The 12,155-nt window shown below is 65.2% G+C and carries 11 protein-coding genes, 1 tRNA gene and 1 pseudogene; 7 read left to right on the top strand and 6 right to left on the bottom strand.

All coding sequences use genetic code 11. The annotated features are described in order from the left end of the window. Positions 1–39 precede the first annotated feature (39 nt). From VFA60_16110 to glmS, 5 genes are all read left to right on the top strand, one after another. Positions 40–816 carry an ATP-binding cassette domain-containing protein gene (locus VFA60_16110; protein HZQ93316.1) on the top strand — a complete coding sequence of 259 codons (777 nt, stop codon included), beginning with the start codon at positions 40–42 and terminating at the stop codon, positions 814–816. Between the two features lie 61 nt (positions 817–877). Further along, positions 878–1,510 (top strand): ABC transporter permease, encoded by a 633-nt coding sequence (locus tag VFA60_16105; protein ID HZQ93315.1) that lies wholly within the window; start codon positions 878–880, stop codon positions 1,508–1,510. A 1-nt stretch (position 1,511) separates the two neighbouring features. After that, entirely contained in the window at positions 1,512–2,387 is an 876-nt protein-coding gene (locus VFA60_16100; protein ID HZQ93314.1) for a glycine betaine ABC transporter substrate-binding protein, read from the top strand. A gap of 56 nt (positions 2,388–2,443) precedes the next feature. Then, a complete protein-coding gene (gene nagA / locus VFA60_16095) occupies positions 2,444–3,604 on the top strand; it encodes an N-acetylglucosamine-6-phosphate deacetylase (protein HZQ93313.1) in 1,161 nt (386 codons plus the stop codon). 26 nt (positions 3,605–3,630) lie between these two features. Beyond that, on the top strand, positions 3,631–4,758 hold the full coding sequence (glmS, locus tag VFA60_16090; GenBank protein ID HZQ93312.1) for a glutamine--fructose-6-phosphate transaminase (isomerizing): 1,128 nt from the start codon (positions 3,631–3,633) through the stop codon (positions 4,756–4,758). A 45-nt stretch (positions 4,759–4,803) separates the two neighbouring features. Here the strand turns inward: glmS and VFA60_16085 are convergent, their stop codons facing one another. The 4 genes from VFA60_16085 to VFA60_16070 all read right to left on the bottom strand — a co-directional run bounded on the left by VFA60_16085 (position 4,804) and on the right by VFA60_16070 (position 10,182). After that, positions 4,804–5,823, bottom strand: coding sequence for an ROK family protein (locus VFA60_16085; GenBank protein HZQ93311.1), 1,020 nt, complete (start codon positions 5,821–5,823; stop codon positions 4,804–4,806). A 7-nt stretch (positions 5,824–5,830) separates the two neighbouring features. Further along, a complete protein-coding gene (locus VFA60_16080; protein ID HZQ93310.1) occupies positions 5,831–8,041 on the bottom strand; it encodes a beta-N-acetylhexosaminidase in 2,211 nt (736 codons plus the stop codon). A gap of 175 nt (positions 8,042–8,216) precedes the next feature. After that, a complete protein-coding gene (locus VFA60_16075; protein ID HZQ93309.1) occupies positions 8,217–9,485 on the bottom strand; it encodes a nucleotide sugar dehydrogenase in 1,269 nt (422 codons plus the stop codon). A gap of 145 nt (positions 9,486–9,630) precedes the next feature. Then, positions 9,631–10,182 carry a 2'-5' RNA ligase family protein gene (locus VFA60_16070; GenBank protein ID HZQ93308.1) on the bottom strand — a complete coding sequence of 184 codons (552 nt, stop codon included), beginning with the start codon at positions 10,180–10,182 and terminating at the stop codon, positions 9,631–9,633. A 103-nt stretch (positions 10,183–10,285) separates the two neighbouring features. On the opposite strand from VFA60_16070, the gene VFA60_16065 reads away from it, so the two are divergent. Together VFA60_16065 and VFA60_16060 are read left to right on the top strand one after the other, a co-directional pair. Further along, a complete protein-coding gene (locus tag VFA60_16065) occupies positions 10,286–10,798 on the top strand; it encodes a DUF4112 domain-containing protein (protein HZQ93307.1) in 513 nt (170 codons plus the stop codon). 89 nt (positions 10,799–10,887) lie between these two features. Further along, positions 10,888–10,964: transfer RNA gene (locus VFA60_16060), tRNA-Pro, on the top strand. 693 nt (positions 10,965–11,657) lie between these two features. On the opposite strand, the pseudogene VFA60_16055 reads toward VFA60_16060, so the two are convergent. Both VFA60_16055 and VFA60_16050 read right to left on the bottom strand, forming a co-directional pair. Continuing rightward, positions 11,658–11,750, bottom strand: a pseudogene (locus VFA60_16055) (integrase core domain-containing protein). Between the two features lie 37 nt (positions 11,751–11,787). Beyond that, positions 11,788–11,994 carry an oligopeptide/dipeptide ABC transporter ATP-binding protein gene (locus VFA60_16050; GenBank protein ID HZQ93306.1) on the bottom strand — a complete coding sequence of 69 codons (207 nt, stop codon included), beginning with the start codon at positions 11,992–11,994 and terminating at the stop codon, positions 11,788–11,790. Between the last annotated feature and the right edge of the window lie 161 nt (positions 11,995–12,155).

Below are 12,155 nucleotides of genomic sequence, written 5' to 3'. Positions count from 1 at the left end.
CTGGCGCTTGGCGGCTTCGGCGTGCCAAAGTAGCGGTTTGTGTCTGGCAGAGAGCGCAGCGACGGCCCAGCCATCGCGTATCGCGGGGTGACGTACACCGTTGACGGCGGACGCGCGCTGCTGCGGGAACTCACGCTGGAGATCGCGCGCGGCGAAACGCTCATCCTGCTCGGCCGCAGCGGGTCCGGGAAAACGACCGCGCTGAAGCTTATCAACCGGCTGCTGGAGCCCACATCGGGCGAGGTCATCGTCGAAGGACGCTCCACGCTACGGTGGGACCCGATCCGCCTGCGGCGGGGCATCGGATACGTCATCCAGGAGGCCGTTGTTTTCCCGCACTTCACGGTGGAGCGCAACGTCGGGCTGGTTCCCGACCTGGAAAAATGGCCCGCGGAGCGCATCCGCGCCCGCGTGGATGAAATGCTGGAGCTGGTCGGACTGCCGCCGGCCGAATTTCGCTCGCGTTATCCCAATCAACTTTCAGGCGGGCAGCGGCAGCGCGTGGGGATTGCGCGCGCGCTGGCGGCCGATCCGCCGATTCTCCTCATGGATGAGCCGTTCGGCGCGCTCGATCCGCTAACGCGCGCCGAGATCCAGCGCGAATTTCGCGCGCTGCAGCGGCGGCTGGCCAAGACCGTCGTCTTTGTCACTCACGACCTGCACGAAGCGTTGCTGCTGGGATCGCGGATCGCGCTGCTCGAAGCCGGCGTGATGCGCGGGCCGTTTACGCCGGCGGAGTTTCTGCGCTCAACCGATCCCCTGGTACGGGAATATGTGGCGGCGTTTCGGGGCGGGGAAGCTGAGTCAACAGCGTAGAGTCAACAGCGAAACACGAAGGACGCGAACGGCCACAAAGGGCACGAAGGATGCGCATGCGATGAACGTTTTCGAATTCATGATGAAAGACCGCGCCGAGGTGAGCACGCTCGTGCTCGAACATGTGTGGCTGGTGGGCATCTCCATGCTGCTGGCGATTGCGGTGGGGCTGCCGCTCGGCATCATGCTCACGCGCCGCCGTTGGCAAAAGCCGGTGATCGGGCTGGCGAACGTGCTGCAGACGATTCCCAGCCTGGCGCTTTTTGGATTTCTACTGCCCGCGCCGTGGCTGGGGGCGCGCGCGGACCGGCTGGCCATCACGGCGCTCACGCTGTACGCGCTGCTGCCCATCATCCGCAACACGTACGTTGGGATCGCGGGTGTCGATCCGGCGATCCGCGAGGCGGCGCGCGGCATGGGTCTCACCGATTCGCAGCTGCTGTGGCGCATCGAGCTGCCGCTCTCGATGGGCGTGATCATCGCAGGCGTTCGCACCGCGACCGTGATCTGCGTGGGCGTGGCTACGATTGCCGCTGCGATCGGCGCCGGCGGCCTGGGCGAATTCATTTTTCGCGGGGTGGCGATGGTGAACAACCAGCTCATCCTGGCCGGCGCAATTCCGGCGGCGGCATTGGCCGTGGGCGCTGACGTCGGATTGGGCGCGCTGGAGCGGCGGCTGAAGGCGCGCTGGTGACATGCGCCGCGCGCTGACCGTCGTCGCGTTGCTGCTGCTGGCGTGCGCCTGCGGGCCGCCGCGGCGCGATCGCCTGGTCGTGGGTTCGAAAAACTTCACCGAGCAGGTGGTGCTCGGCGAATTGATTGCGCAGCACCTGGAGCGACGCACGGGCATGCCGGTGGACCGCAGGTTTTATCTGGCAGGGTCGTACATCTGCCACCAGGCGGTCCTGGCTGGACGCATCGACGTCTACGTGGAGTACACCGGCACGGCTCTCACCGCGATCCTCAAGCAGCCGCCGCGCAGCAGCCGCGAAGAAGTGTTCGCCGAAGTGAAGCGTGAATACGCGCAACGCTTTGGCCTTGCGGTTGGGCCGTCGCTCGGCTTCAACAACACGTTTGCCATGGTGGTCCGCGGAAATGAGGCGCGCCGGCTCGGCATCAGCACGCTATCCCAAGCAGCGCCGCACACGCCGCAATGGCGGCTGGGAGTGGGCTACGAGTTTTTGGAGCGGCCCGACGGGTACAAGGGCCTGGCGCGGACCTACGACCTCCACTTCGCCGAGCCGCCGCGCGTGATGGACCTTGGCCTGCTGTATCGTGCACTGACGGAAAAACAGGTGGACATGATCGCGGCCAACGCGACTGACGGCTTGATCGCCGCCCTGGGGCTGGTTGTGCTGGAGGACGATAAACATTATTTCCCGCCCTACGAAGCGGCGCCCATCGTGCGCGAGAAGACGCTCTCGGAGCATCCCGCGGTTGGGGCGGCGCTGGCGGAGCTGGCCGGCCAGATCAGCGAAGACGAGATGCGGCGCATGAACTACGCCGTGGACGGCGAACGTCGCGACGTGAAGGACGTGGTCCGCGAGTTCCTCAGTCGCAAACATTTGTAGCGCCCGGTATTGGTTAGAATCTGGCTCGCAGACACTCGCGCCCGCAATCCAACTCAATGATCACCGCCCTGACCGCCGCCGAGCTGTGGACGCCCCTGGAGCGCATTGCCGACGCCGTGGTGCTGGTCGAGGATCGCGTGGTCACGGCGGTGGGACCGCGCAGCGCGGTGGCAATTCCTCCACGCGCGCACGTCAATGACTTTGGCGCCAATGTTCTCGCGCCCGGCTATGTGGACATTCACGTGCACGGCGGCGCCGGAATCGACGTGATGAGCGCCGCTGCCGACGGCCGCGCCGCCATGGAAAGTCTGCTGGCGCGGCACGGCGTTACCACGTACTGCCCTACCACGGTCACGGCGCCGCTCGACGCGACCCTGCGCGCGCTGGAGCGCCTGGGCGACGCCATAACCGGCAACCATCCCGACCCGCTGGCGCGGCCGATTGGCATTCACCTGGAAGGACCGTTCATCAGCCACGCCAAGCGCGGTGTGCATCCGCCGGCCGATATCGCCGCCCCGTCGGTGCGGTTGTTCGAACGCTTCTGGCAGGCGTCGCAGGGCCACATCGCGCTGATGACGATCGCGCCTGAACTGGAGGGAGCTGCCGAGGTGATCGCGGCGGCGGTGCGGCATGGTGTGTGCGTCAGCCTGGGACACAGCAACGCCGAACTCGCCGCGGCGCGAGCGGCCATCGCTGCGGGCGCGCGCCATGCGACGCACACCTTCAACGCCATGCGCGCGCTGGACCATCGCGAACCGGGCATCGCCGGCTGCGTGCTGAGCGATGACCGCGTGACTGCCGACATTATTGCCGATGGCATTCACGTCGATCCTGCCATGGTGGGCCTGTTCCTGAAAGCCAAGGGCGCGGAGAACGCGGTGCTGATCACCGACGCGATCAGCGCTACCGGCATGGGCGACGGCACATTTCAGCTGGGCGCATTCACCGTTGAAGTGCGCGGCGACCGCTGCCTGCACGACGGCAAGCTTGCCGGCAGCGTGCTCACGATGGAGCGCGCGGTGGTGAACGTGATGGAATTCGCCGGCTGGGAGCTCGGTCCGGCGCTGCGTCTGGCGTCGCTGAACCCGGCGCGCGTCATCGGCCGGCAGCGCGAGCGCGGCAGGATTGCGCCGGGAGCGCGGGCCGACATCGTCGTGGTCACGCCCAGCGGCGAGGTGGTCACCACTTTCTGCGGCGGCGTGGAGTTCGAGTCCTAGCGTCCACCATGGCAGAGGGAGCTGCAATGTCCGAGCGGGCCGGCTTTCCGCATCACATGCTGAAGGAGATCCACGAACAGCCGCGCGGCGTGCGCGAAACGGTGGTCCCGCGCCTTACGTCAGCGCACGAACGAGTGGTGTTCCCCGGCCTGGGAATCGAGGAGAGCGAGTTTCGCGCGCTGCGGCGCATCCAGATTGTCGGCTCGGGGACCAGCCGGCACGCCGGCCTGGCGGGCAAGTACATGATCGAACAACTCGCGCGGCTGCCGGTGGAAGTGGACCACGCCAGCGAGTTCGCGTATCGCGATCCGATCGTCGGCGGGAACGAGCTGGTGGTCGCGATCACGCAATCGGGCGAAACCGTGGATACGCTGAACGCATTGCGCGAGGCCAGCGCGCGGGGCGGTCGGACCATCGGCATCTGCAACGTGATTGATTCCACGATTGCGCGCGAGGCCGACGGCGCGCTCTACACCTACGCCGGCCCGGAGATCAGCATCGCGTCCACCAAGGCGTTCACGGCGCAACTGGCGGTGCTGTACCTGCTGGCCCTGTACCTGGGTGAGCATTGCGGCAACCTGTCGGGCGAGGCATTGCGGCAGCGCATCGCCGCGCTGCTCGACGTGCCGGCCGCGATCGACTCGGCTCTGCAAACCGCCGGGCAGTGCCGGCAACTCGCGGAGGAGTATTGCGGCGTGCGGGACTTCCTCTATCTGGGGCGCGGCGTGCACTATCCGGTCGCGCTCGACGGCGCCTTGAAGCTGAAAGAAGTCTCCTATATTCACGCCGAAGGCCATCCGGCCGGCGAGATGAAGCACGGGCCGAATGCGCTCATCGATGAAGACCTGCCGGTGGTGATTCTTGCAACACGGGACGATGCCAGCGCCGGCTCGCGCACACGTTACGAGAAGACGCTCTCGAACCTCAAGGAAGTGAAGGCGCGCTCGGGGCAGGTGATCGCGGTGGCCGTCGAGGGTGATGACGAGATCGCCGAGAGCGCAGACCATGTGATCTTTGTGCCGCCGGCGCCGGAGCTGCTTTTGCCAATGCTGGAAATTGTCCCGCTGCAACTGCTGGCCTATTACGTCGCTGTGCGGCGCGGGTTGGACGTGGACAAGCCGCGGAACCTGGCGAAGGCGGTGCTGGTGGAGTAAGCGCATCCACCACAGAGACACAGAGACACGGAGATCGGCGGGAAATTACACGCCGGCGCCACGACCCTGAGCTTCCTGCCACAGGGCGGCGGCGCCTGCAATGCCGCTTTCGGCGCCGTACATGGCGCCGACGATGGGAATCTCGGAAGAGCGCGGGTTTATGGACCAGCGCGACATCCGCTCGCGCATGTGTCCGAAGAAGCTGGCCATCAGGTGCCCGAGCCCGCCGCCCACAACGATGACGTCGGGCTCGAGCAGATCAACGATGTTGCCCAGCCACACCGCCAGGTGGTCGGCGACCTCGCGCAACACCGCATTCGCGAGCGCATCGCCTTCCAACGCGGCCTTGCCGACGACTTCCGCCGTTACAGCCTTTAATTTGCCGCAAGCCAATTCACGCAGCAGCGATGCTTCGCGTTTCGATGGAGCCGAGCGGCGCCTGCCTGCGGCCGCCAGCGCACCCTGCGCGCGGGCAGCGATCGCCGGTCCGGCGGCGTACATCTCGATGCATCCGCGCTTGCCGCAAAGGCAGCGCGGTCCACGGTAGTCGATGCTCACGTGGCCGCCTTCGCCTGCGCCGCCGGTCCGGCCGTGATGGATGCGGCCATCGAAAACCATGCCCGTGCCGATGCCGGTTCCGATGGTCACGTAGAAGACACTGCGATAGCCGGCGCCCGATCCCCAGACCGCCTCGGCCAGGGCGGCGGCGTTGCCGTCGTTGTCGATGCGGGTTGCCAGACCGGTATGTTCGGCAACACGGCGCGCCAGCGGAAAGCCGCGCCAGCACGGAAGGTTGGTAGCGCCGATGACCGCGCCGGATTCGGAATCAATGTAGCCGGGAGCGCTGATGCCGGCGGCTTCGATGTTGGCCTCCCGCGCCGCGGGCAAAGCCAGCGCAGCATCGGCGGCGCGCAGAACCACGGCCAGTGCGTCTTCGGCGTCGCGATTCGCGACCATCGGGCGGCGCGCCTTGTGCACGATCTGGCCGCGAGCGTCCACCAGGCCGGCGGCGACCTTGGTGCCGCCCACGTCCACACCGAGCACCAGGCTGTTTGCCGAAAACATATGGCGGCTACTTCGGAGCAGCGGGCGGCGCAGCCGCCGCCGGCGAAACAGCCGGGTTAGGGGCAGCGGCCGATCCAGCGGACGCAGGGACCGGCCCGGCCGGCGGCGGCAGCGGTGGGGGCAGGGTTGCGGGCACCGGTGGCGCGCCCGGCACGACGTAGAAGCCGATCTGCTGCGGTGTGGGCAGCGTTTGCTGCAGGCGGAACTGCGTTTGCGCGCCTTTCACGTGCATGATCTTCTGCTGGTAGATCTCGGCGAGCGTGTCATAACGGACAAGCACGTTCTGCAACCAGTAAGGGCGGTTCTCCTTCAGCCAGACGTCGGAATAAATGCCACGCAGGCGCGTGGTCGTGTCGCGAAGGTCTTCCAGGCGCGCGTTGATCGCGGAAATCTCGTGCAGGTCGCGGCGAACGCGGTCGCGATCGTTCATGTTCAGATACGCGTCCATGTAGTAGCGGCTGATCTCGGTTGAGAACTGAATTTTCATGCCCAGAGCATCGAGGCGCATCGCGGCCAGGCGGAGGAAGTCGACGGTGTCAGCGTGGAGGCGCGCTTTGGCGCCGTTTCGATACAGCGATTCGAGTCCGCGCTCGGCTGCGATACGCAGATCACGGGCGGCGGGAAGAGCGCGATTGTTCCACACCGAGCCGCCCTCGGTGAACGGATCCAGCCAGAAGCTGTCGTCGTTCGCCAGGCCAGCGGCGGCGCCGGTGAGCAGGGCATGGCTGCGGTTCAGGTTCAGGATGACATCGCGGAACGTGGAATCGTTGTTGCGATAGAACGCCCAGTCGTAGCTGTTGGAAAACTGTTCGATGGAGCACTCGCCTGCCTGCCACGAGCATTGCGCGCCGAAGACCAGGGCGGGCCAGGTCATGCCGAACAGCGCTTCGCCGTCGTCGGCCCAGGTGGTGTTCAGCATGCCGATGGCGCCGAGCTTCTGGCCGTCGCGCACGAAATTGCGGATGTTGACGAAGGCGGCATTGAAGTTGGGCCAGATCAGGTTCCAGTTGTTCGCACCGGGCGAAACGACGACGTCGAGGCCCGCGTCGCGAAACGGTTTGATCTTGGGCGTGAAATCGGGCTGCGCGTCGTACTCCCAGGCGACCGCGATCATGTCCTTGGGAAGAATGTTGAGCAGCTCTTTGTACTTGATGGCGACGTCGCCCCAGAACATGAGCCGCTTGTGGTAGGGCTGCATGATCTCGGAGACTTTTTGCAGGTGCTCGAGGTACACGCGGCCAAGTCCCACCTGGGTGGCGCGCGTCCATGTCTGCCCCATGCCGAGCTCGAAGGTTTCGTCGGAGCCGATGTGGAAGAACGGAGCGGGGAACAGCGGCACGAGTTCGGCGTAGAGCGACTTGATCAGGTCGTAGGACTGCGGGTTGACCGGGGCGAGCACGTGTCCGTGCGGCGTCTCCGCCAGATCGCTGTACACCTCGCTCTTCAGGACATGGTGCAAATGCCCGAACGCCTGCTGCTCGGGCAGTATGAGGACGTGGTAGCGGCGCGCGTACTCCACAAGTTCGCGAACCTCGGCGGCATTGAGCGAACCTTCCTTTGGCGCGATGAGCGGATGCGCCTCGTAATCGAAAACGTGTTCGATGTAAAGCGCGAACATGTTGATTTTGTACTCGGCAAGTGTCCGCACGTAACTCTTGAGCGCGGTCAGCGTGGGAACAGGGCCGCGGCTCAGGTCGATGTGTACGCCACGCCAGCGCATGGCGGGCCAGTCGCGAATCGTGAGCGCAGGGATCGACGCGCTGCCGCGTTCGCCCGGTTGAATGAGCTGCCGCAACGTCTGCCCGCCGTAGAAAACACCGGCCGCGGTGCGCGCGGTGATGACCACGCGCGCCGGCTCAGCCACGATTTCGTAGCCTTCCTCGTCCGCTATTGCCGTGTTCGAAGCGCGGGCGTTCGCGTCAGCGCTGCTCCGACCAAGGAAGATCAGGCCGCTGCCGGACGCGCCGCCGGTAGTGATTCGGGGCTTGCGGCCAGTCGCGCGCTCAATCTCTTCGGCGAGCATTTCTGCGCTGATGCGGTCCTCGGCCGCAGTGCGCGACGCGAGCACGATGCGGGTGGATGCGCCAATGGCGAACGATCCGGATTTGCGCTGAACTTCGCGCGGGGCAGGGATGAGCTTCAGATCGGCTGACGGTGTTTGCGCGAAAGCGAAAGAGCAGGAGAGCAGCAGGAAGAGGACCGCGGGTGGTTTTCGCATTGGCCTGGTGAAATGCGCGGCCAATATAGCAGCCCGGAGTGGGTTGGGCCACTCCGGGCCGGATGCCCTCTGGGCTGAAAGACGTGCCGGCGCTCTGCTGCGGGCGGGGCGCGATCTCTCAGCCCGACGGCGTCGGGCGGCGCCGTCGTCAAAATGCGGGGATTCGGCCGGCCAGCTAGGCGCGGCCGACGCCCGCGTACTGGAAGCCCATGGAGCGCAGGTGCGCACCATCGAGCAGGTTCTTGGTGTCGATGATGATGGGCTGGCGCAGCTGCTTCTTGATCTTGTCGAAGTCGAGCGAGCGGAACTCGGGCCAGCCGGTTCCGACCACCAGAGCATCGGCGCCTTCGGCAGCCAGGTAGGGCGTTTCGCAGAAGCGCACGGCCGATTGCAGCTGCTCGCGCGCTTCCGCCTGGGCCACCGGATCGTAGGCACGGACGCGCGCGCCGGCGGAGGCCAGCTTGCGCGCCACCGTGAGCGACGCCGAGCCGGCCACCGAACTGGTGTGCGGCTTGAATGCCAGGCCAAGGATGCCAACTTCCTTTCCGGCGATGTTGTGCACGAGCGAGCTGATTTTGCTCACCACCGTGTCGCACAGGGCGCGGTTGACTTCGCGCGCGGCGGTGAGGACCTTGAGCGAGACGCCGTTGCCGTAGGCCAGCTCGGCGAGCGACTCCATCTCCGACTCGACGAACGAACCACCCAGGGCAGCGCCGGGCTGGAGGCAGCGCGGGCCGATTTTCTTGTCAAGGCCGAGCGCGAGGGCCAGGTCCATGGAGTCGGCCTTGACGTGCTCGCACAAACTGGCGAGCTCGTTAATGAAGGAAATCTTGGTGGCGACGAAGGCGGTGGAGGCCTCGCGCACCAGCTCCGCCGTTTCGTGGTTGGTCACGATGACGGGAACGCCGCGCATCACCAGCGGCCGATAAATCTGCTTGAGCGTGAGGACGGCCTGCGGCGAATCGGCGCCGAGCACGATGCGGTCGGGCCAGTTGAAGTCTTCGACGGCGCATCCGTCGGTGAGGAACACCGGCTGTGTGACGACGACCTGCTGGAGCCCGGCCGAGGTCAGGCGCTGCTCGATGCGGCGCGCCGTGCCTACGGGCGAGGGCGTCATGACCACGAAGATGGTCTCCGGCGACGCCATCTGCGCCAGGTTGAGCGCCATGTCCTCGATGTAGCGCTGCGAATCCTGCGCCAGGAAGATGACCTGCGACTTGCGCGCGAACGATTCCTGGTCGGTGGAGTAGATCAGGCGGCCGGCGCGCACGTTGCGGCGAATCACGTCCTGAAGGTTCTTCTCGTAGAACGGGACGTTGCCCTCGGCGAGGCCGAAGACGCGCTCCGTGTCCTTGTCGTAGCAGGTGACGGGTGTACCGAAGTCGGCCAGGCAGGCCGAGCCGATCGTCGCCAGGTATCCGGAGCCGTATACGCCGATGTGCATGCCTCTACCTCCATCTTCACTTTTAGACCTGCCTGCGAGGTCCGCCAAGATGGGGAAAGGACATGTACGCGCGGAAGGACATGTACCGACAGCCGCTGTTGGCTGGTGGCGGCTGGCTCAAAGCGGCTTCCGCAAGAGCGGGACTTCAGCGCATTAGGGGCGCGAGGCGGCGGCCGAGCGGGATCGGAGCAATGTCGTGCCAGGTGCGGTTTTCGCCCTCGCGAACGAAGGTGAGCTGTTCCACCCGAACGCGCTTCGCGCCGGCGTAGGCAGCCCAGCGCTGGCGCGCCAGGTGGAAATCATGCCGGGAGGTCTGCTCCGAGTCACTTTTGACGATCGTGAGGTGCGGCATGTAGGGCCAGGGCTCGGTGAAGGCGAGGGCGCCGGTGTTCAACCTGTCGTGCAGCTCGCGCATGCGGTAGGCGGCGTGCGCCACGCGGATGAAGACCGTGGGCGTGAGCGGGACGAAGCTTTCCACATCGCCGAGTCCGACCTCGAACGGTTCGACGGACGAGCAGACCTGAGAGGTCATCTCAATGGCGTCGGCTTCGCTGCCGGCGAGCGGACGAGGCGGCATCAAGGTGATGTGGGCGGGAAGATGGGCGTGGTCGGGATGAAGCTGGTGGCGCAGGTCTTCCACGAACTGACCGACCGAATCCTGAACGTAGGTAACCAGGGCGTACAGAGGCTGCTTCATCTGCGATGATTCGGGAATTATACGCCCGCTCGCGCCGGCCGCCGATTGCCCGCGGCGCGTGAGATGATGGGCCCAGCGCCAGTCTGGAGCAGGCCGCGAGCTGATGAAAGCGCAACGCGAACCGGAAATCATTTCGCCCGACGAGCCGTTCGTCATGCGCGGCCGGAGCTTCGCCGGTCCCAGCGACGACCTGCTGGAGCGCATCGTCTCGCTGCTGGACGACGGATTTCGCCTTCCCGTGGTCGGGCTGCGCTTCGGAATCGATCCGCTGCTCGGATTGCTGCCCGGGTTGGGGGACGCCCTGGCGGCGATTGGTTCGTTCCTGGTGATCTACGCGGGATGGAGGCGGGGCCTGCCACGCGTGACGCTGGTGCGCATGCTCGCCAATATCGCCATCGATTCGGTCGGCGGCGCGCTGCCCGTGGTGGGCGACGCGTTCGACTTTTACTGGAAGTCGAACCGCATGAACTTCAACCTGCTGCAGGGCCGCGCCGAGCGACGCCGGCAGAGCTGGCGCGATTGGCTGTTCCTGGGGATTCTGGGAATGATTCTGCTCGGCCTGGCGCTCCTGCCGCTGGCCGTGCTGGTGGTGTTGGTGCGGTGGCTGTGGCGATAGAAGCGACATCGAGTTTCGATGGGCGCCGAAAGTGCGCGACGAGCAGTCAGTGTTAAACTCAAGGTTGGAACTCCCGCCTGTCGCCGTGTCGGGGCGTAGCGCAGCCTGGTAGCGCACCTGCCTTGGGCGCAGGGGGTCACAGGTTCAAATCCTGTCGCCCCGACCAATCGTTTTTTTTTCTGTCGCATCGCTGCAAAAACCGCTGAGGGACTGCACTTTCCTGGAGCTCGGCCAGGCCAATGAACGCGCCCGGGCCTGCACCGGCCGCTCCGCTAAGTGTGAGCTGCCCCTCCCCCCCTTGCCCCCGGGTGCCCTCTATTGTTTGCAAGCAGTTGCGCGGCTCTTTCCCGGCAAAGTATTGACTGGAGCTGGTTTAAGACCGAGGTCTTAAAGCTCGACGGCTCAATCAGTTGTCAAATAACAAGCCCCGCTGCCGCGAGGCCGGCTCGCGGGCGGGGCATCCACCTTTAGAGTAGCAAAATCGGTGGGGAGAATGGGAAGGGTGGCGCGATATTTATTGTGAGTGTTTGGTTGAAGTTGAGGACGTTTGCCGGATTTTAGGGGCTTGACAGAGGATCTGGGAACTGCCGCCACTCAAGCCGAAGGAAGGCTGAGTGGGCCACGCGTCCCAATCTATTCTCCAGCGATAATGCTGGTGGCGAGCTCCCACCCCTTTGCGGAGCAAACCGCGCTCCGCAAAGGATGGGGCACCCAAAATCGAGATTGACGTGGGGAAAAAGGGTTGATTGGATAAGAGCGAAGGCTCCGAGCTTACCCTAGCAGCGTCTTGGACTGGAGGGCCTAAAGACGCTGGGGAAGAAGGAGCCTTGGATGATGATTGTAGGCTGGGCGCGCGACAGGCCAAGCTGCTGTGCGGACGCTCTTCGTTGTACTCCTTCTGCCACGCCGCGATCTTCCGCCGGGCGTCGAACAGGTTCTGAAACCAGCTCACTCCACTTCCGGGCATTGGCGCTATCGGGAAGCGGCTCTCACGTCGCCGCGATCTTCGCGACATTTCGTTGCTTGAATGCGGGCTGTGCAGGCAGGGCAGCGACAAGCTGCTGCGTGTAGGGGTGCTGGGGACGCATGAAGATGCGTTCGGTTTCACCCGTTTCCACGATCTCGCCGTCATGGATGATCGCGATGCGGTCGCAAATCGCCGCCACCGAGAGCAGGTCGTGGGAGACGAACAGCATGGTCGAACCGAGCTTTTGATTAGAGCTGGTTTCATAAATACCTCAACGTAATCATCAGGCAGGCGAGGTGGAAGAAGCCTCGATACACAGCAAGGATGCGGTCGTGGCGTATCTCGATGCGGCGATAGGTGTGCAACCAGGCGAAGGTGCGCTCGATTTTC

This window comes from Terriglobales bacterium (assembly GCA_035651995.1).
In the GTDB taxonomy this organism is placed as follows: domain Bacteria; phylum Acidobacteriota; class Terriglobia; order Terriglobales; family Acidobacteriaceae; genus DASRER01.
This window is presented reverse-complemented; position numbering and strand designations above follow the sequence as displayed.

What these genes read in the sequence shown, in the direction of transcription:
- VFA60_16075 (HZQ93309.1), bottom strand. Translation starts at nt 9,485, where the DNA reads ATGCACATCGGCGTATACGGCTCCGGATACCTGGCGACGATCGGCTCG.
- VFA60_16080 (HZQ93310.1), bottom strand. Translation starts at nt 8,041, where the DNA reads ATGCGAAAACCACCCGCGGTCCTCTTCCTGCTGCTCTCCTGCTCTTTC.
- VFA60_16065 (HZQ93307.1), top strand. Translation starts at nt 10,286, where the DNA reads ATGAAAGCGCAACGCGAACCGGAAATCATTTCGCCCGACGAGCCGTTC.
- VFA60_16070 (HZQ93308.1), bottom strand. Translation starts at nt 10,182, where the DNA reads ATGAAGCAGCCTCTGTACGCCCTGGTTACCTACGTTCAGGATTCGGTC.
- nagA (HZQ93313.1), top strand. Translation starts at nt 2,444, where the DNA reads ATGATCACCGCCCTGACCGCCGCCGAGCTGTGGACGCCCCTGGAGCGC.
- VFA60_16050 (HZQ93306.1), bottom strand. Translation starts at nt 11,994, where the DNA reads ATGCTGTTCGTCTCCCACGACCTGCTCTCGGTGGCGGCGATTTGCGAC.
- VFA60_16100 (HZQ93314.1), top strand. Translation starts at nt 1,512, where the DNA reads ATGCGCCGCGCGCTGACCGTCGTCGCGTTGCTGCTGCTGGCGTGCGCC.
- VFA60_16085 (HZQ93311.1), bottom strand. Translation starts at nt 5,823, where the DNA reads ATGTTTTCGGCAAACAGCCTGGTGCTCGGTGTGGACGTGGGCGGCACC.
- glmS (HZQ93312.1), top strand. Translation starts at nt 3,631, where the DNA reads ATGTCCGAGCGGGCCGGCTTTCCGCATCACATGCTGAAGGAGATCCAC.
- VFA60_16105 (HZQ93315.1), top strand. Translation starts at nt 878, where the DNA reads ATGAACGTTTTCGAATTCATGATGAAAGACCGCGCCGAGGTGAGCACG.